The organism is Bianquea renquensis, assembly GCF_014384895.1.
GTDB classification, from domain to species: Bacteria; Bacillota; Clostridia; order Lachnospirales; family Bianqueaceae; genus Bianquea; species Bianquea renquensis.
In genome coordinates this window covers 113,406-132,183 of record NZ_JACRSQ010000007.1, presented here as the reverse complement: position 1 = coordinate 132,183, position 18,778 = coordinate 113,406, and the positions used below count along the sequence as shown (strand labels likewise).

The 18,778-nt window shown below is 46.0% G+C and carries 19 protein-coding genes; 16 read left to right on the top strand and 3 right to left on the bottom strand.

Features of this window, described 5'->3' with window-relative positions; genetic code table 11:
- Window positions 1-98: 98 nt before the first annotated feature.
- The 4 genes from H8730_RS06670 to H8730_RS06660 all read left to right on the top strand — a co-directional run bounded on the left by H8730_RS06670 (window position 99) and on the right by H8730_RS06660 (window position 4,573).
- A complete protein-coding gene (locus H8730_RS06670) occupies window positions 99-1,175 on the top strand; it encodes a glycoside hydrolase family 172 protein (RefSeq protein WP_249289592.1) in 1,077 nt (358 codons plus the stop codon).
- 164 nt (window positions 1,176-1,339) lie between these two features.
- Window positions 1,340-2,713 carry an MATE family efflux transporter gene (locus H8730_RS06665; RefSeq protein WP_346726563.1) on the top strand — a complete coding sequence of 458 codons (1,374 nt, stop codon included), beginning with the start codon at window positions 1,340-1,342 and terminating at the stop codon, window positions 2,711-2,713.
- Between the two features lie 42 nt (window positions 2,714-2,755).
- On the top strand, window positions 2,756-2,899 hold the full coding sequence (locus H8730_RS18030; RefSeq protein ID WP_430385373.1) for a helix-turn-helix domain-containing protein: 144 nt from the start codon (window positions 2,756-2,758) through the stop codon (window positions 2,897-2,899).
- Between the two features lie 351 nt (window positions 2,900-3,250).
- Window positions 3,251-4,573 (top strand): reverse transcriptase domain-containing protein, encoded by a 1,323-nt coding sequence (locus H8730_RS06660; RefSeq protein WP_177720014.1) that lies wholly within the window; start codon window positions 3,251-3,253, stop codon window positions 4,571-4,573.
- Between the two features lie 47 nt (window positions 4,574-4,620).
- Here the strand turns inward: H8730_RS06660 and H8730_RS06655 are convergent, their stop codons facing one another.
- The 3 genes from H8730_RS06655 to H8730_RS06645 form a co-directional block, all read right to left on the bottom strand.
- On the bottom strand, window positions 4,621-4,797 hold the full coding sequence (locus tag H8730_RS06655; RefSeq protein ID WP_177720015.1) for a hypothetical protein: 177 nt from the start codon (window positions 4,795-4,797) through the stop codon (window positions 4,621-4,623).
- 58 nt (window positions 4,798-4,855) lie between these two features.
- Entirely contained in the window at window positions 4,856-5,119 is a 264-nt protein-coding gene (locus tag H8730_RS06650; RefSeq protein WP_177720016.1) for a hypothetical protein, read from the bottom strand.
- Window positions 5,120-5,233: 114 nt separating this feature from the next.
- Window positions 5,234-6,448 (bottom strand): DNA primase family protein, encoded by a 1,215-nt coding sequence (locus H8730_RS06645; RefSeq protein ID WP_177720017.1) that lies wholly within the window; start codon window positions 6,446-6,448, stop codon window positions 5,234-5,236.
- A 291-nt stretch (window positions 6,449-6,739) separates the two neighbouring features.
- Here H8730_RS06645 and H8730_RS06640 point away from each other — a divergent pair, with 291 nt between their 5' ends.
- The 12 genes from H8730_RS06640 (at window position 6,740) to H8730_RS06585 (ending at window position 18,761) form a co-directional block, all read left to right on the top strand.
- Entirely contained in the window at window positions 6,740-7,729 is a 990-nt protein-coding gene (locus H8730_RS06640; protein WP_177720018.1) for a recombinase family protein, read from the top strand.
- On the top strand, window positions 7,660-8,442 hold the full coding sequence (locus H8730_RS06635) for a recombinase zinc ribbon domain-containing protein (protein ID WP_346726562.1): 783 nt from the start codon (window positions 7,660-7,662) through the stop codon (window positions 8,440-8,442). Before H8730_RS06640 ends, H8730_RS06635 begins: the two co-directional genes overlap by 70 nt.
- Window positions 8,443-8,827: 385 nt before the next feature.
- Window positions 8,828-9,952: a DUF3810 domain-containing protein gene (locus tag H8730_RS06630; RefSeq protein WP_177720020.1), complete on the top strand. Its 1,125-nt coding sequence runs from the start codon at window positions 8,828-8,830 to the stop codon at window positions 9,950-9,952.
- Between the two features lie 148 nt (window positions 9,953-10,100).
- A complete protein-coding gene (locus H8730_RS06625; RefSeq protein ID WP_249289590.1) occupies window positions 10,101-10,583 on the top strand; it encodes a deoxycytidylate deaminase in 483 nt (160 codons plus the stop codon).
- 16 nt (window positions 10,584-10,599) lie between these two features.
- Window positions 10,600-11,544 carry a DUF1848 domain-containing protein gene (locus H8730_RS06620; RefSeq protein ID WP_249289589.1) on the top strand — a complete coding sequence of 315 codons (945 nt, stop codon included), beginning with the start codon at window positions 10,600-10,602 and terminating at the stop codon, window positions 11,542-11,544.
- A gap of 171 nt (window positions 11,545-11,715) precedes the next feature.
- Entirely contained in the window at window positions 11,716-11,970 is a 255-nt protein-coding gene (locus tag H8730_RS06615; RefSeq protein WP_283243881.1) for a DUF4321 domain-containing protein, read from the top strand.
- Window positions 11,971-11,979: 9 nt separating this feature from the next.
- Window positions 11,980-12,573, top strand: a complete 594-nt coding sequence (locus H8730_RS06610; RefSeq protein ID WP_177720023.1) for a Maf family nucleotide pyrophosphatase — start codon at window positions 11,980-11,982, stop codon at window positions 12,571-12,573.
- A 90-nt stretch (window positions 12,574-12,663) separates the two neighbouring features.
- Complete coding sequence (radC, locus tag H8730_RS06605) at window positions 12,664-13,380, top strand: RadC family protein (protein WP_177720024.1); 717 nt, start codon at window positions 12,664-12,666, stop codon at window positions 13,378-13,380.
- Window positions 13,381-13,404: 24 nt separating this feature from the next.
- Window positions 13,405-14,436, top strand: a complete 1,032-nt coding sequence (gene mreB / locus H8730_RS06600) for a rod shape-determining protein (protein WP_177720025.1) — start codon at window positions 13,405-13,407, stop codon at window positions 14,434-14,436.
- 56 nt (window positions 14,437-14,492) lie between these two features.
- Window positions 14,493-15,428, top strand: a complete 936-nt coding sequence (gene mreC, locus H8730_RS06595; RefSeq protein WP_177720026.1) for a rod shape-determining protein MreC — start codon at window positions 14,493-14,495, stop codon at window positions 15,426-15,428.
- A complete protein-coding gene (mreD, locus tag H8730_RS06590; protein WP_177720027.1) occupies window positions 15,425-15,946 on the top strand; it encodes a rod shape-determining protein MreD in 522 nt (173 codons plus the stop codon). Before mreC ends, mreD begins: the two co-directional genes overlap by 4 nt.
- 37 nt (window positions 15,947-15,983) lie before the next feature.
- Window positions 15,984-18,761 carry a penicillin-binding transpeptidase domain-containing protein gene (locus tag H8730_RS06585; protein ID WP_177720028.1) on the top strand — a complete coding sequence of 926 codons (2,778 nt, stop codon included), beginning with the start codon at window positions 15,984-15,986 and terminating at the stop codon, window positions 18,759-18,761.
- Window positions 18,762-18,778: the final 17 nt, after the last annotated feature.

The following is an 18,778-nucleotide window of genomic DNA, read 5'->3' as shown; positions in this document are numbered from 1 at the left end:
TCTTTGCAAGAATTGATAAATAGCAGCACAAAATATGGTATTTATTATACCACGGGTTCCGTATAAAATAAAGGAAAACTGTGAAGGAGGAATACGAAATGGTAAATGGCTTGGGAAGTTCACTGCACAATATTGCCCGGCTCTCCACGGCGAAGTCCAGGTCGATCAGCGCGGAAAATTTTAAGGGGGAGAAGGGCGGCGGCGGTAGGGCCGTGCCCGAAGAGGGCACTGGCAGTGCCCGCGATCTGGGGGTTGGCTGGAAAGTATCGCCCTGTATCCATATTGAACCGGGAGAAACGGCGGAGTTGGCGGATATTGAAGGTCCTGGGGTTATCAAACATATCTGGATTGTAGAATCCCTGCAGAGGGATCGAACCCTTATCCTCCGCACCTATTGGGATGGAAATGATAAACCGTCCATCGAGACGCCGCTGGGTGATTTTTTCGGAAGCTCAGATTCCAGCCACTGCGTTCCCTATTCCTCGCTGGCGGTCTGCGTCAATCCAAAGGGAGCCTTCAACTGCTACTGGGAAATGCCTTTTCACAAACATTGCCGGATGACGCTGGAGAACATCTATACAGAGCGCATTACTGTCTTTTATCAGATTGATTATATTCTCACAGATCTGCCCGAGGACTGCGCCTATTTCCACGCTCAATTTCGAAGAGTCAATCCGCTTCCCTATAAAGAGGTGTATACGATTTTGGATGATGTCCACGGAAAAGGACAGTATGTTGGGACATATCTTTATTGGGGCGTTAACAATAATGGTTGGTGGGGGGAAGGGGAAATCAAGTTCTATCTTGATGGCGATACGGACTACCCAACCATCTGCGGAACAGGGACGGAAGATTATTTTTGTGGCGCCTACAACTTTGATATTGGAGGGCAGTACACAGAGTTCACTACGCCATACAGTGGCCTACATAAGGTTCAGCGGCCCGATGGAACCTATCAATCGCAGCAGCGTTTTTCCCTATATCGCTGGCATATCTGTGATCCTGTCTATTTTGACGAGGATATCCGTGTCACGATCCAGGCGCTGGGCTGGCGCAGCGGCGGCCGGTATTTGCCCTTGCAGGATGATATATCCTCAGTGGCATTCTGGTATCAGGATCGGGTCAATGCAACATTCCCATCTCTGCCGGACCGGGATTACCTGGAGATAATTTAGAGCTTCGTAAAGATTCCAAATTATCAGATATTTTGAGGAGGTTATTGGATAGTTTGGCGGTTGCCAAAAGTCGAAAGGAGTCGTATAATATAGAAATCAGCGTCTGCGAATAACAGGCATGCGATATAAAATCGATTTGATCTTAGAAAGGAATCGAATGACAAGTGGGACAAAAATCGTATGAAATGGATATGTGCAGCGGGCCTCTTTTAGGTAAAATGATTCTTTTCGCACTGCCGTTGATGGTATCGAGTATTTTGCAACTTCTATTCAATGCGGCGGATATTATAGTTGTCGGGAAGTTTGCCGGAAATCAGGCTCTGGCAGCCGTCGGCTCCACTGGAGCTCTAATCAATTTGATTGTCAATCTATTCATCGGATTATCTGTTGGAACCAACGTTTTGGTTGCCCGATACTATGGGGCGCATCAGGGGGAGGATCTGAGCGAGACAATCCACACGTCGATCTTAGCTAGCGTTATCGGCGGAGCGATTTTGGTTGTGATCGGTCTCGTTGTGGCGGAGCCGCTTTTACATCTGATGGGAACACCGGACGACGTAATCGAGCAGTCATCCCTCTACATGCGGATATACTTTATCGGTATGCCGGTCAATATGTTGTATAATTTTGGAAGCGCCATACTTCGGGCTGTGGGCGATACGAAGCGCCCCCTATATTTTCTGCTTGTCGCAGGTGTCATCAATGTTGTCTTGAATTTGATTTTTGTTATCGTCTTTTCTATGGGGGTGGCAGGGGTTGCAACGGCGACCATCATCTCCCAGGCCATATCCGCTCTGCTGATCGTATACTGTCTGATTCGGAGTCAAGGGCTCTATCAACTGCATCTCAAAAAGCTGCGGATCCATATGGACAAGTTAGGGAAGATGGTGAGAATCGGTCTGCCAGCCGGTATGCAGGGCGCAATTTTTTCGATATCCAATGTTCTAATCCAATCCTCAATCAATTCTTTTGGCTCCACTGTCATGGCTGGAAATACGGCGGCCTCCAATATTGAGGGATTTGTCTATGTCTCCATGAATGCGGTGCATCAGACGACCCTCAGCTTTACAAGTCAGAATTTGGGCGCAAAACAATATAAGCGGATTGAGAAGGTTCTTCTGCTCAGTCTGGCGCTGGTGACCGTTATCGGCGTTGCCCTGGGGGGTGGCGCATATCTGCTGGGCAATACGCTGTTGAGGATCTATTCCACGGATGCGGAGATCATTCACTATGGGATGTTGCGGATGGCCTATGTCTGCGTTCCCTATTTCCTGTGCGGCGTGATGGAGGTTATGGTTGGAAGTCTGCGGGGATTGGGATACTCGATTATGCCGATGATCGTTTCCCTGGCTGGCGCCTGTGGACTTCGAATCCTTTGGCTCTATACCCTGTTTGCCATGGACCCCACGCTTCCGATGCTGTACATCTCCTATCCCGTTTCATGGTTTGTCACCGCGGCGGTCCATGGAATCTGTTATCTGGTAGTCCGAAGAAAATTTATACATAAGGAAGAGCCGGCGGCGCCGGCGGTAGAGTAGGGACAGCGCGCATAACTGCGCAGTAAATGAGTACAGGCATAGATACGGAAGATTCGTAAAAGCATGGGAATGACGCAATATCAGTTTGGAAAAATACATGGCGTTACTGCCAGCGCCGTGAAAAGGTGGGAGAGCGGAAAAGTGAGGGTGACGAAAGGGACGTGGGAAAAGTTTACCAAGAAATGATTGACAACAAGCAACTGACACGCTATAATAGAGATGACCTATACAAAAGGGTATAGGTGTTGGAGATTGTTGTCAAGAACTTTGCAAAGATTTCTTTCGATATGTCTTTGAAAGCTTGACGGTCGGTCAGCAAGATGCTTACTGTAATCCATATACACAAGTAAATGTTGATTCGACTTCCCTCCCAGATTATTATAACATAATCTATGATTGGGCGATTTTGGGTAGTTGGCATTCCAACACAAGTTTACTTCGGTAAAAAAGTGAATACCATGTTTGAAAGTATACCTGCTAGCTGAGGAACACTACCCTCCGTACTAGTGGGTATTGCGCTATTTAGGAGAAATATTTATGGAGCTAAGCGAATGGAAAAGCAAAAATGCCTCGCCAAAGTATTATTCCCATTTTGATAAAAGAGTACCATTAAAATATGTTTGGGATTACATATCTACTCCTAGCATGGTTCAACATCATGGTTTTTATCCTTTCATTCATTACCAGCAAAAATTTAATAAATACAGCAAGAAAAACGGTGTAAAGCCCAAAACAAGAGATTTGTGCTATGCGGCACACATAGACCGTTATATCTATGCTTACTATGCTTATTTGCTAAACGAACAATATAACCAGCGAGTAATAGCTGATAAAATATCAGATTCCGCAGTTGCTTACCGCACTGATTTACATAAAAGCAACGTTCACTTTTCTAAAATCGCTTTTGATTATATCCGCAGTCATACCCCATGTTATATAGTTGTAGGTGACTTCACACATTTTTTTGATAGGCTCGACCACAAATATCTAAAAAGACAATTATGCAACTTATTAGAGTGCAATTCGCTTCCAAGTGATTACTACGCAATATTTAAAAACATTACTAAATATTCGACTTGGAACTTGGAAAGTCTTTTGTCTTTAAATAATCTTCCTGATTCCAGATCGGGCATTAAAAAACTGAATAGTTATGAGCAGGTGTTGACACCTCAACAATTTAAACAGTATAAAATAGATAATGTTCTTCCGCATAATCAGTCTTACGGAATCCCACAAGGTTCACCGATAAGTGCGGTCTTATCAAATATTTATATGCTTGATTTTGATAAAGAGTTTAGAGAATATGTGGATACATTCTCGGGACTATATATGCGGTATAGTGACGATTTCATTGCTGTGTTTTCTCACACTCCTAACGGTCAATTTGCCGAGCAACTTCGGTGGATACAAAACTTAATTAAAAATACAAGCGGATTAGAATTGCAAGATGAAAAAACACAGTTATATTATTTTAGTAACTGTCGATTAACCAATATAAGTTCGGAATATTTAGAGGGTGTAGAAAAAGGAAAAAACATTTTAAATTACTTGGGATTCTCTTTTGATGGTCAAACTGTTACTATCAGGGATAAAACTTTGTCTAAATATTATTATAGAATGTATAAAAAGGCAAGGTTTATTGTTAAATCAAAACACTACACCAAAAACAAAAAACGTATAAGCAATAAAAATTTGTACATGCTTTATTCTCAAAAGGGGGCACATCAAGGTAATGGAAACTTTCTAACATATGTCCAACGTTCTGAAAAAATTTTTGGAAAACATGATAAAATCTCCCGTGGAACGAAAAATCACATGGCCAAAATCAAAAAATGTCTAAATGATGATAGCTCCATATAGAAAAAGACGGTCAAGCCTAATTAGCCTGACCGTCTAATTTTATGTATCTACTTGCCGTTCTTCAAATCGTCCTGAACGGATTTCAGCAACACCAGCTTTTGCTCTTTGGGACAAGGTAATTGCTTTATGTAACTTCTTACTGCCTCAACATGAACAGAAGCGACTTTACGTTCAAGTTCTTCAATCCCTTGCTTTATCTTGGGATAGTGGATAATCACATTCACACTGCAATACCTGCCCCCTCTCCTTATAAAGTATATGACGTACTGCTTGTACGGTATGTTATATATCCAACGAAGTTAAAATCTCTTCCAAAGGTTCAGGCAGTTCAGAATCAAGTGTTTCTGCTTCCTTGTACCTTTGAATATCGTCACCTACTGCAACAATCTTTTCATATAGTAGGTGCAGGGCATATTGTAGCAATTCGTTTTCGTCATCGTTCAGATAACCAAATTGCAGTAGCACTCTGCGTGTATAATTTAATTCTGCTGTTGTAGAATCAACATTTTTGTAAATGTCAGTAAAGTATGTATCGTTTGATTTCATGTAGTTTAACCTCTCTTTCATTTTGGGGCGGTTAGGGGCAAATGTTATACTTTTTATACTGTGTTTGGTTTTCGTACTTTAGAATGTATTATATTTGCCCCTTTTTGCCCCAATTCAATTACTGTTATATTTTGCTCCCATTTGTGACAAAGCATAGTTTGTACTATCGTACTCCTTGAACACCTCGTCTTTGATTTTTATCGGATAGTAGTAGTGTCCGTTGTTCTTTTGTACTTCAATTTCAAAGAACTCTTTTAACTGCTTTCCGATTTCTCGGTCCCGTTCAGGCAGTACGCGATTGGCATTACACCATAGCTTATACACCCGATTGAACTCTGACCGTTTTGTTTTATGCCCTACTGTGTAGCATTCGCAACAGTCGTTAACGAAAGTCAGAAGAGAATTGTTCTCTATGGAGTACTCTTTTCTTGCAACAATCATTTCAGAACTTTCAGAGAACTTATATCCTCGCTGTATTGCATTTTTAAGGCAATCTATTGCTATACTGGCTATGACATCTTTTTCGGACATCAGCTTATCTAACAGTCTTGGGTCTCTCTCCTCGTCTGGTATTATATTGTTACAGTAGATGATAACAAAACGAGAGTATACATGCTCTCCCCGATCACCTCTGAAATGTGGCAGTGCGTTCGCATTGAACCACAGCAGTCCATCATATCGAAAAGAAAATCCGTCTTTGCCTTTATACTCGGCAAAAAGACTATCTCCGCCCGTAAGGTTTTTGATAACCGCCATTTCGGATATTTCCACAGTTGACATATCACCACTTCCCGCAAGTCGCTTTAGATATAACTGTGCTGCTCCAAACCTTTCATTGATTTTCTTCATATCAATGGATATGCAATTTTCTCTGCCGAGCAAATTCATTGTAAGTTCTCGTAACTGTGTCTTGCCTGTGTTGCCAGCTCCTACTAATATCAGAAGTTTCTTAAATCTCCACCCCTTTACATTAGAGAGGATAGCCCCAATATATTCAAGCAGAAGAATGCCGTTCTGAAACGGAACAATATTTTCATTTGAATTGAAATCCGTTTCTTCTACATCAGGAAAATCAGTTGCAAACTCTTTCCATATACTTTCCCAGTCCTTATCATGTCGATACTCTACTGGCAGATATTCTTTTATAAGAGCTTTAAATTCTCTTTCTGAAAGTCGTTTATAAATGTTACCATTCAGTAGATAGATATTGCCAGCGTCAGTAATCTTTAATTTTAGATGTTCTTTCATGTGACAATAGAGCTTTTGTCTGTCAATCCTTATTTGACCGTTAAAATCCCTATAAATCCATGAATAATTTTTTATATCCATTTTTATTCCTCCAAATTTTTATTAGTTTTAGAAAATCGTATGCGCATTTCATTTTTCTGACTTTATTATATCACGTAAAATTTATTTCGAAACAATTTAGACTTGCGTTTCAATATGAGTTTTGCTATACTATAGTTGATTGTAGAGAAATTAAAATCAGTGGGAGGAACATATTATGGAAAACAAATATTCTGCTGAAAAAATAAAAAAGAATATCAACAACTTGAAAAAAAATCCATTAGAGAAACGTGCAGGCATAAGGCTATATTAGACAAAGATATTGCTAAAAAATTGAATATTTTGCCAAGCGCATACTGCAAACGGCTTAGCGGAGAATATCCTTTTTATGCTGAGGAACTTGTTAAAATTGCGGATTTCTTTGGGGTTTCCTGTGACGAAGTAATAACGGGAAAACCACCAGAGATAACTGCCGTTTATGATAATACTCCGTTAGACAAATCATCAATATCTTTTATAAACAAACTAAACTATGAATCACCAGACTGCATTGAATTATTAAATATCATTTTAAACAACAATGATAAAAACCACCTTAGAGAACGATTACTAAAAACCATATTGTATTACTGCTACGGCGATATTTTCAAAATTTCGTCTGTTTCAGATTCAACCCCGTCCGGCAGAGCAATGCTAAGTATGTGTACCGTCTTTGCTCAGATGGAGCGGGAAACGATTGCTGAACGTATCAAAGACAATATGCACGAACTTGCCAAATCTGGCAGATGGCTGGGCGGTACAACGCCGACAGGTTACAAAAGTACGCAGATTGTAGGAGGCGTAACGGTTGACGGGAAAGAGCGCAAGGCGTATAAGCTGGATATTGTAAAAGTCGAAGCCGAGCTTGTGCAGGATATTTTTGAAAAATTTCTTGAAACCAATTCACTCACCAAAACGGAAACCTATTTGCTTCAAAACCATATCAAAACCAAAAACGGCAAGGATTTTACCCGATTTTCCATCCGTTCCATTTTAGCCAATCCCGTTTACATGATTGCCGATATGCAAGCATGGAATTATTTTGAATCCATGGGCGTGGAAATCTATGCGGATAAATCGGATTTTGACGGCAAACATGGGGTAATCGCTTACAGCAAAACCATTCAAAAACCTGGTAAGGCGAATCAGATTAAAGATATGAACGAATGGATTATTGCGGTAGGAAAACATGAAGGTCTGATTTCGGGCAGGGATTGGGTAAAAGCGCAAGCTTCTCTAAAACAAAATCGCCCAAATCCTATCACAAGCCGAGAAGCAATGTAGCGTTGCTGTCGGGACTGTTGTTCTGCGGAAAATGCGGCGATTTTATGCGTCCTAAATTGTCTCAGCGATTGAACAAGGACGGAGAGCAAATCTACTCCTACCTTTGCCAGACCAAAGAAAAAAGCCGCAGACAAAACTGCGACGGCAAGAATCCAAACGGAAACGAGCTTGACAGAATGGTTTGTGAGCAAATCAAACTGCTGTCCGAAAATCATTCCGCATTCATCAAAGGCTTATCCACGGTAAAACGGGAATTTGAAGCCAACAGAGAAGATTTTAACGAACGTCTGCTTCATTTGCAAAAAGAACGGCAGGACAATGAAAAACAAATCAATGCACTGGTGACTGCTCTTGCTAAATCGGATGGTATGGCGGCATTCGATTACATCACCAATCAAATCAATGAACTGCACCGTAAAAACGACGGCATCCAAAAACAGATTGCGGATATTGAAAGCGTATCGAATCAATACAGCTATTCGGACAGCGAGTTTGAAATTTTAAAAGACTTGCTTGTTTCCTTTAGTAAATCGTTTGATACCATGTCGGTGGAACAGAAAAGAGCAGCGCTTCGCACCTTCATACGTAAAATCGTATGGGACGGTGAAAACGCCCACGTGATGCTTTTCGGAGACGTTGAGGAGAACATTGACATAAGCAGTTTTACAGAGCAAAACGGAGAGCCGCTAAGAGCGGATAGCGAATTCTATTAAAATGGACATTTGAAAATAAGATAGAAAACCGTTTGGGCTGCAAAACACCCGACGATTGCTATTCCTTTTTTTCATGTGAGGAATCTCCCTGCTTGGAGGAAGTTTATTTTGATCAGGGTATACAGTATATGGCCATGTATCTGCCTATCTGTTAATGCCATACATCCGTCTTGGCTGTTGAGCGTCAGGAGGGCGAATGCATTCTTTGCATCCGTTCTCTTTTTTTACCTGTGGGAGAGGTCTCACATTGCCATTGGCAAAGTCATCTCTCATTGTTTGAAATGATTGCCAGGTTGCCGGGAGCAACTAGCATTTGACAGAAGGAAGGGATCGGAGGTATAATTTTACTATACATATATGGATTTGAACGAGGAGTGGATTCGCAATGAAAAAGACGGGCAGCGGTCAGGGAAACAGGCGGATGCGATTCTGGATTTTAGGAGTTTTTTTGCCGTCCATTGGCTTTTTGCTCGTTCTTTGGGCAAAACAGTCGGAATGGGCCGCTGAGTATCTTTTTGCCAGGGGGCTCACGCGCATTTTGACGGTGCCTCTTACTTTTATCACCAATCTTGTTCCCTTTTCGGTTGCCGAGATCCTTCTGTACTGCCTTATTCTCATGATCCCCATAGGCCTTCTTGTATGCTGCATCCGTCCCCGTCTGAAAAAATGGAAACGATACGGTGCTTTGCTGCTATGTTTGGTTTTCTGGGGCTTTTTTCTATTTCAAACCCTCTTTGTCATTCAGTTCGGGCGCAGAAGCCTAGAGGCGATGTTGGATTACGATACAGAGGATATTACCGCGCAGGAACTGTATCAGACAGCCATGCCGCTACTGGCCCAGGCGAACAAGCTGTGCGACTGTATCTACTATACAGAGGAGGGGGACTCGCGATATCAGGAGGGAATGTCGAGGGAAGCGGGAAATCGCGCGCTGCTGCGACATTCCTATTCTGGTTTTTCAGCCGTTCAGGATTCCATGGGACTTCCTTTAGGAGGGATCAACGCGCGGCCGAAGGCTGTTTTGGCTTCGATTGGCATGTCCTACGCGGGGATTACAGGCATTTACATACCCTTTACCGGTGAATCCAACGTCAATATTTCAATCCCCACCTTTGACATCCCCGTTACGGCAGCCCATGAGATGGCCCACCAAAAGGGCTTTTCCAAGGAGGATGAAGCGAATTATATCGCCCTCTGTGTCTGTATGCAGGATACGGATCCCTACGTCCAGTATTCCGGTTATATCTGTGCCCTCCGATATGTATCCAATTCCCTGTATCGGGCGGATCAGGATCTGTATAACACGCTGATGTCCCAATTGGATGCCAGGATTCAGGGGGAATTCCGGTATTCGAATCAATGGTGGGCTAAGTTTGAGGGCAAGGTCAATGAGGTATCGACACAGATCAACAACACCTATCTGCAAGCCTCTGGCAGCCCTGGTGTTATAAGCTACGGCCTTGTTACGGAGCTATTGGTTGGGGAGTACCGCCAGAGCGGCGAGAGGTAGGCGGAGCACCGCAGTAGAGGCCTGGTATTCCGAAACTAAACGTTGCAAAAATGGAAAGGCTATGCTACAATATTGGGTAGCAAAGAAAAGAGGCTGAAACAACAATTGTGGAATTCAATGCCGTTGGGGCGGCGGAATGGAGGTAGGTATGAAACGAACGGATTACTTATCCTGGGACGAGTATTTCATGGGAATCGCCTTATTGGCGGGCCTTCGGAGTAAGGACCCAGGCACCCAGGTCGGCGCGTGTATTGTGAGTCAGAAGAATAAAATCCTTTCCATCGGTTACAATGGAATGCCCACAGGTTGCAGTGACGATGAGATGCCTTGGGATCGAGAGAATGAAAACCCTTTGCAGACGAAATACATGTATGTCTGCCACGCGGAGCTGAACGCGATTTTGAACAACGCTGGGGCATCCCTGCAAGGCGCGAAGCTCTATGTATCCCTATTCCCCTGCAATGACTGCGCGAAAGCGATTATCCAGAGCGGAATCAAAGAGGTGATCTACCAGTGTGACAAATACGCGGATATGCCTCCGTACATAGCTTCAAAACGGATGTTGGATATGGCGGGCGTTGCATACCGGCAGCTTCCCCACAGCGGTCGAACCGTGACGTTAGAGCTTTGAAGCGAGGCATTTCGGTATGATCATCAGTGCAAGCAGAAGGACGGATCTACCGTCCTTTTATTCTGAATGGTTTCTTCGCCGCCTTCGGGAGGGACTGGTGTTGACCCGCAATCCTGTCAACCCATCCCAGGTAACGGGAATTGCGCTCTCACCGGAAGTGGTGGACTGTATTGTGTTTTGGACAAAGGACCCGGCGAATCTGATGGATAAACTGGACGAGATTGACTCCATGGGGTACCGGTATCTTTTTCAGTTCACACTGACGCCTTACGGCAGAGAGCTCGAGCGAAATTTGCGGCCCAAACCTGAGATACTCCATACGTTTCTTCGCTTAAGCGACAGATTGGGCCCTAAACGAGTTCTATGGCGCTATGATCCCATCGTTCTGAATAAGGGGCTTGATATTTCCTATCATTTGAACCAGTTTGAACGCCTATGCCGTCAATTGGCGGCACATACGTGCCAATGTACCATAAGCTTCGTCGATTCCTACGATAAGCTGACGGGCCCTTTTCAGCGAGGAATCCTTCGAGAGCCTACATTTCAGGAACAGGAGCGGCTGGCTAAGGGATTTGCCGAGATCGCCTCATCCTTTGACTTGCCTTTGAAGGCCTGCGCAGAAAAGCATGATTTTTCTTCCTACGGCATTAGGCCGGCTTCCTGTATTGATCCGGGCATCTTGGAGGCTGTGTGCGGCTATCCTCTAAAAACAGAACCGGATGCTGGACAGCGCGAATATTGCGGATGTTGCCGCAGCATTGATATAGGCGCTTATAATACCTGCCGGAATGGCTGCGTGTATTGCTATGCGAATTACAACGAGAGGACTGTTCAAAAGAACAGTTCCCTCCACAGGCCATCCTCCTACCTGATGGTAGGAGAAATGTCGGCGGCGGATCACCTCTCGACACCGCCGGTCCGATCTTTGCGGAAAGAATTTGAACAGCTACCCATCGATTGAAGAGAATCTTACAAATTTTAAATAAATATGAAATCCTGATGAGGGTGTATACAAAAGGAAAAAACTGTGATAAAATAAGGCGGATGAGTAGTGATGAGGCTCTGGCAGACAGCACAATCTGGAAAACCAGAGTGTCGAATCCATCCTATCTGCTGTGAACGGAGGATACTTTTGGCGATACGTGGTAAAAACAATTGGACACTTTTTTTGTTTATCTTGGCAGGAATTGTGCTAGGCGGTTTTCTGGGCGAATGGCTGGGCTCATATGATTTCGGGCGCTGGCTGGCGTACGGAAAGTCCTTCGGCGTGGATACGATGACATTGAATCTTGGCATCCTTCAGCTGACATTTGGCCTGCAAATCAAGATCAACATCGCGTCCATTTTAGGAATCTTCATCGCGGTTCTGGTCCACCGCAAGATGTGAGGCGAGTCTGTGGAGACGTTTGTTTTGGCCTCCGGTTCTCCGAGGCGCCGGGAGCTTTTGGAGCGGCTGCAAGTGAAGTTCCGCGTCCAGGAAGCCGGCATCGTGGAGAGCTTTGTGGAGGGAGCGGCACCGGACAGAGTGGTCATGGAGCTGTCCTGGCGAAAGGCGGATGCCGTCGCTAAAAACATAGGGGACAGGGCGGTTGTCCTGGGCGCGGATACCGTCGTCGCCGTTGAAAACAAGATTTTGGGTAAACCGTCAAACGGAGAAGAGGCGCTTTCGATGTTAAAAGCGCTTCGAGGCAGGATTCATCATGTCTATACAGGTATAACCCTTTGTTTTCCTGTGAATACTACATATATCCAGGCCTATGAACGGACGGAGGTTTCCATGGCCATGGTGCCGGACGAGCTTCTGGAATGGTACGTGGCGACTGGCGAGCCGATGGACAAGGCAGGGGCATATGGAATTCAAGGAAAGGGTGCGCTTTTGGTCGATAGAATCCAGGGGGACTATTGGAATGTGGTGGGGCTTCCCTTATATAAGCTGGAACAGACCCTTCAGAGCACAGGACGCAGTCTACGCTGGTACATGGGGGCCTGAGGGCCTTTGCACATTTGTCCATCCAGGGGAAGCGAAGGGGCACAGCTGAGGTCATGCTTTCAGATCAATGGGGAAAGGATGAGTCTTAGTATGAACTCGAATAAACCACTGACAATGAAAGAATTGCCTTTGTCGGAACGGCCGTATGAGAAATTGGAGACGCTGGGCGCCTCGCAGTTGACTGACGCTGAACTTTTGGCCATCATTTTGAAGAGCGGTGCTTGCGGTGAAAAGGTGACAGACCTGGCAAAACGACTGTTGGCGTATGCAGAGCAGGAGCAGGAATCGGGTCAGCCTCTCTCCGACTTGCTTCGCATGAGTTCAGACCGGCTGTATCGCTTTCGGGGATTGGGCAGAGTCAAAGTCATTCAACTAAAGGCCCTTTTGGAGATTTCGGCTAGAATCGCGGCGTCGCAGGCGCGGGAACGCTTCTGCGCGGCCAACCCGGAGAGCGTAGCTGCCCTGTACATGCAGCAGATGCGCTTTCTGAGCAAAGAGGTGGTGAAAGCTGTCTTTTTGAATGGGCGCAATGAAATCATAACCGCGCAGGATATTTCACTTGGTACCGTTAATTTTTCCATCATTAGCGCTCGAGATATCTTTTTAGCCGCTCTAAAGCAGGAGGCTGTCAGCCTGATCATGCTTCACAATCATCCCAGCGGAGACCCGAGACCCAGCCGGTCCGATATTATCGCGACGAAACGGCTTAGAGAATGTGGCACTTTGCTGGAAATCCAATTGTGGGATCACATCATCATCGGCAATGGAAAATACTTTTCTATGAGAGAAGAAGGGTATATTACGTAATACATCCAGGAGGGAGCTTATTCAATGATATTTTCAAAAGATTTGGGGATCGATCTGGGAACCGCCAATACACTGGTATACCTGCGCGGCGAGGGAATCATTATCAACGAGCCATCGGTAGTGGCCTTCAATACAACGACAAAAGAAGTTATGGCGGTGGGGGAGGAAGCGAAGCGGATGATTGGCCGCACACCCGGGAATATCGTGGCCGTGCGCCCGATGAAGGATGGAGTGATCGCAGATTTCACTACGACAAAAGCGATGTTGCAGTATTTCATCCGGCGGGTCATCAAAAAAGGAATCGGCGGCAAGCCTCGAATCGTCATCTGTATCCCCTACGGTGTTACGGAGGTGGAACGGCGGGCGATTGTGGATGTCTCCATTCAAGCGGGGTCCAGCGAGAAAGGGACATTTCTCATTGAGGAGCCTATGGCGGCAGCCATCGGAGCCGGACTTCCTGTGGAGGAGGCCATGGGAAGCATGGTGGTGGATATCGGTGGCGGCACCACAGAGGTGGCTGTCATCTCCCTGGGCGGTATTGTGACCAGCCGCTCCCTGCGGACAGCTGGTGACAGTCTGGATGAATATATTGTCAACTTTGTCAAAAAGGAATTCAACCTCATGATCGGAGAGCGCACTGCGGAACAGATTAAAATGAATATTGGCACTGCCTACGTCGACGAGTTCACCCCCGAGGAAGTCATGAATATCAAAGGGCGCGATCTTGTGACGGGACTGCCCAAGGTTGTGGAGATTACCAACATCCAGGTGGCGCAGGCGATCAAGGAACCGGTCATGGCGATGATCGACGCGATCAAATATACCCTTGAAAAAACGCCACCTGAGCTTTCGGCGGATATTATGGAGACAGGAATTACATTGACCGGAGGCGGCGCCCTGCTAAAGGGATTGGACGCCATCATTCACCAGGAAACGGGCATGAGCGTAAAAATCGCAGAAAATCCTTTGGACTGCGTCGCCAACGGAACAGGCATCGTTCTGGACGACGTGGATCACCTGAAAAATGTGTTGCTGCCGCCGAAGCGCAACCGGTAAATGGATTTCAGAAAGGTAAACACAGCCGCTGGCGGTGATAAACAGGAGGGTTGTTGATGGCAAAAAAGAGGTCGAAGAGAAATCCTCTCGATCCGCTGCGCCCCATTAAACCAATGCGGGATCGCAAGAAGATGCAGGTATCCACCAAATACCGTATGATTGGCGTTACACTTCTCTGTCTCGCACTCATCACTGTAACCTTTGTGCTGGGACAAAATATCAAACCGATCAATGCGGTGTTCGGGTATGTGGCGGCGCCCTTTCAGAAAGCGTACCTGGCAGTTGAAGATTGGTTCTCCGGACTGATGACAACGGCCAAGCGTCTCAAATCGTTGGAAGAAGATAATGAAAAGCTGCAAGCGGAAATCGACCGGTACATGTACGAGAACACCATCCTCAAAAATGACGCCGCGAAGCTGGAGGAATTGCAGGAACTGTATAAGTTGGACAATTACTACGAGAATTACCCTAAAACTGGGGCCCAGATCGTCAGTCTGTCACCCAGCAATTGGTACGATGTGTTCATCATCGATAAGGGTTCAAAGGATGGACTTCAAAAATATATGCCTGTTCTGGCGGGAAACGGGCTGGTTGGGCATATCAGCGAAGTGTTTGAGAACTATTCCCGGGTGACGGCCATCGTGAATCCCGACAGTTTTGTCTATGGCGAAGTCAACCGAAGCCCGAGGGACAAGGTGGGAGTTCAGGGTATTGACGATGTGTCCAGCAGTGGGCTTTGCCGGATTCAGTTTACGACGGAGGATGTGGACATCGCCATCGGAGATGAGATCGTGACCTCGGCGTTGGGGGAGATCTATCCGCCTGGGCTGCGGATCGGTACGGTGATCAAAATTCAGGAGATCGGGGATGGACTGAACAGTGAAGCCTATCTGGAACCCGCTGTGGACATGAAAAATCTGAACTATGTTCTTGTTATCACGGAACTCTGGAAGGACCAGATGAAGGAAGAGTTGGAGGGATCGGGGGAATGAGAATTCTCATGATGGGTTTGCTCTCCCTGTTGTGCGTCTTCGCGCAGTCCACCGTCTGTCACGCCATTGAGATTCGCGGTGTGATCCCCAATCTATCTCTGATTTTGATTGTGAGCTATGGCATTCTGGAGGGGAAAAAGAGAGGGCGGGGGTTAGGACTATTTATCGGCCTGACTCAAGATTTCCTCTTTTTTCATACCGCGGGTTTTACCGGCCTTCTGTACTATTACATCGGACACCTGAGCGGGTATTTCAACAAAGACTTTTACAAGGAAAACTATATTTTGCCGCTATTTTTGCTGGCAGCAGGGGACTTGCTCTATAGCTTGGTATGTTATTTCTTTTTGTATCTGCTCCCAGGGGATACGCGCTTTTTGCTGTATCTCCAGAGAATCATCATACCGGAACTGGTCTATACTGCGATTTTTGCGCTGCCCTGCTATCGGATTCTATTTTGGATCGATGGCAGAATCAGGTTGCTAGAACAAAGGATGCAGGCACGCAGTTCATCCCGCTGACAAAATTTGTCGGCGGGCATTTTAGAAAGGAATGGATATGCGCTTGAAAAATATCATACGATCCATTGGAAAATTTGTACTGAATCGCATTTTTTTGTTGACCGTGTTATTTATGGCGCTGTTCCTATATTTAGGGCGGGCGCTATATCAGATTCAGATATTGGATGCGGACCTGTATAAAGAAAAGATTTATAAAAATACAGAGGATACGGCTACGATTCAGGGGGTCAGAGGTAATATCTATGACCGATACGGCAGACCCCTTGCGGTCAATGAGAAAGCCCAATCCCTTTACTTTCAGCTGGACACATCCTCTGATGGCTTGAATGAGGCCTATTGGCACCTTATGGAGATTCTGGAGAACAATGGAGATTCGCTGTCCCTGGATGTGGAGTTTCCCATTCTCTATGACAATGACAATGGCTTTCGCTTTACGGATTCCTACCTCGATCCAAACCGCAAGACGGCCCTCGGCAATTTTTTGGCCGAAGTCTATAACACAAGCCGGAAAGACTTGACAGAGGAGCAGTGGAATGCCAGCGCGGAGGAGGTCTACTGGTATATGCGGGATACAACCTATACCGTAGATCCTTCCTATACAACGGAGGCGGCCCTTCAGATTTTGGCGTTCCGCCACGCGATTTTCGTCGAAAAATGGGATGGAAAGACGTCTCTTCTCATCGCATCGAACATAAGTCAGGGGACCGAAGTCTCAATCCAAGAGATGCGCGGTGATTTTCCCGGATTCACAGTGGAGACCGTCTATTCCAGGGTCTATCCCGAGAAGGAATTGTTTGCCCATATTCTCGGTTATGTCGGCCGTATCTCCGATAAGGAGCAGCTGGAAGAGCTCCAGCAGCAGGGCTACGATGAAAAGGATCTGATCGGTAAGACGGGACTCGAGAGCGTATATGAATCCGAGTTGCGCGGCGAAAACGGAATCGTGAATATCGAGCTGGATGGGAAGACCAACCAGCGCATCAGCGAGACGGTGGTAAAGGAGGCGACCCGCGGCAATGATCTTTTTATCACCATTGACCGGGATTTGCAGGAGAAATGCTACGATATCCTGTATAACCAGATTAAAAGCTTGCTTCTGGACAAAATCACGGGAGTGTACGTGGAGAATAAAACCTATTCTCTGGAGGACATCTACTGTGCCATGATCGATAACAGCTTTGTCGCCATTGCCGACGTGGAAACCAGCGAGAGCTCATACGCCGCGAATTTGAAAGCGCTGTATGACAGCAAGGCAGAAGGAATTCTCGAGACCATGCGCGATCTGCTGCTGAATTCGGACACGGTGACAGGGGATTATTCCGATGAAATTACGTCCTATTATAATGTCATCATCGAAGGGATGCGTGACCGCAAGAAGACGCTGTCTTCCGCATACCGGGATGCCAACAGTAAGTTTTATGTCAGCTATTCATATGAGGGAAACAAAACGGCCCGTGAATTTTTAGAGTACTGTGTGCAGAACGATTATATTGACCGTGAGTATTACAATCTTGGAAAAGAAGAGAATATGGATCTGATTCTGGAGACGATCGTGAACGAGGAAATCGAGTATGCGAGGACCAATCCGGAATTTAAAAAGACGGTGTATACCTATATTCTAAAGAACAATCAGTTCTCGGATGCTGATTTTATGATGCTGCTGTACGATTTAGGATATCTCAGCAATGAGGATGGAAGCCTAGACCAAATGCAGAATGCCCGTATGTCCCAATCGTCAATGTTAGCCAACGTCAAACAAAAGATCAGCAATGATGAGATCACCCCAGCACAGCTGAATCTCGATCCGTGCAGCGGCTCGATCGTGATAACGGATTGCAATTCAGGGGAGGTGCTGGCCATGGTCAGCTATCCGAGCTACGACAACAATCTGGTTATGAACAGCTGGTCGTATTACTCGAAGATCGCGGAGGATAAATCCAGCCCTCTGACCTTTCGGGCGCTGACAGAGACGAGGGCCCCCGGCTCAACTTTCAAAATGGTCACCGCCTTAGCAGGGCTTGAGCTTGGCTATATCGATGAAGATTATACTGTGTACGACCGATACCAATATCCCAATGTCAATAGTGTCCAAAAACCTGTGTGTTGGAGTCGGAACAGTCACGGGCTCGTCAACGTTGTCCGAGGTCTCGACGTGTCCTGCAACTATTTTTTCTATGATCTGGGATATCGCCTATCGGATCCGGATCCTCTCACTGGCGCCTTTAAAGATGCTGTGGGGTATGAGAAGCTGGATACCTACGCAACCATGCTGGGGTTGGCGACGAAGACGAATATTGAGCTGGCGGAGGCCACGCCGACGGTCTCCACTCTGGATGCTGTCCGTTCCGCCATTGGGCAGGGCACACATTCGTACACCACGGCGAACATCAATCGGTACACCTGTACACTCGCCAACGGCGGTACAGTGTATAATCTGTATTTGGTGGATCGAGTCCAAACGGCATCCGGTGAGGTTCTCTCGAAAACAGAGCCGGTGGTCGATAATGTGGCTGACGTATCGCAAGAGAACTTAGCCCTAGTCAGGGAGGGAATGCGTCTGGTCAGCACCGACAGTTCCAAACGAGTTCTCAGTGTGTTGGAAGAGCAGGGGATCACTACGGCTGGCAAGACTGGAACAGCGCAGGAGTCTGATAACCGGCCGGACCATTCTCTTTTCACAGGATTTGCCAGCTATGAGAATCCAGAAATCGTGGCCACGATCGTCATTCCTTATGGCGGCGGTTCCACCAATGCAACACCGGCATTCCGCGATGTTATCGCTGCTTATTATGACTTGGATTTATCCGGTGAATGATTGGAGTATTTGTCTCA

Coding starts and splice junctions, on each gene's coding strand:
- H8730_RS06620 (WP_249289589.1), top strand. CDS start 10,600: ATGATCATCAGTGCAAGCAGAAGGACGGATCTACCGTCCTTTTATTCT.
- H8730_RS06585 (WP_177720028.1), top strand. CDS start 15,984: ATGCGCTTGAAAAATATCATACGATCCATTGGAAAATTTGTACTGAAT.
- H8730_RS06630 (WP_177720020.1), top strand. CDS start 8,828: ATGAAAAAGACGGGCAGCGGTCAGGGAAACAGGCGGATGCGATTCTGG.
- radC (WP_177720024.1), top strand. CDS start 12,664: ATGAACTCGAATAAACCACTGACAATGAAAGAATTGCCTTTGTCGGAA.
- H8730_RS06660 (WP_177720014.1), top strand. CDS start 3,251: ATGGAGCTAAGCGAATGGAAAAGCAAAAATGCCTCGCCAAAGTATTAT.
- H8730_RS06670 (WP_249289592.1), top strand. CDS start 99: ATGGTAAATGGCTTGGGAAGTTCACTGCACAATATTGCCCGGCTCTCC.
- H8730_RS06645 (WP_177720017.1), bottom strand. CDS start 6,448: ATGGATATAAAAAATTATTCATGGATTTATAGGGATTTTAACGGTCAA.
- H8730_RS06650 (WP_177720016.1), bottom strand. CDS start 5,119: ATGAAATCAAACGATACATACTTTACTGACATTTACAAAAATGTTGAT.
- mreD (WP_177720027.1), top strand. CDS start 15,425: ATGAGAATTCTCATGATGGGTTTGCTCTCCCTGTTGTGCGTCTTCGCG.
- H8730_RS06625 (WP_249289590.1), top strand. CDS start 10,101: ATGAAACGAACGGATTACTTATCCTGGGACGAGTATTTCATGGGAATC.
- mreC (WP_177720026.1), top strand. CDS start 14,493: ATGGCAAAAAAGAGGTCGAAGAGAAATCCTCTCGATCCGCTGCGCCCC.
- mreB (WP_177720025.1), top strand. CDS start 13,405: ATGATATTTTCAAAAGATTTGGGGATCGATCTGGGAACCGCCAATACA.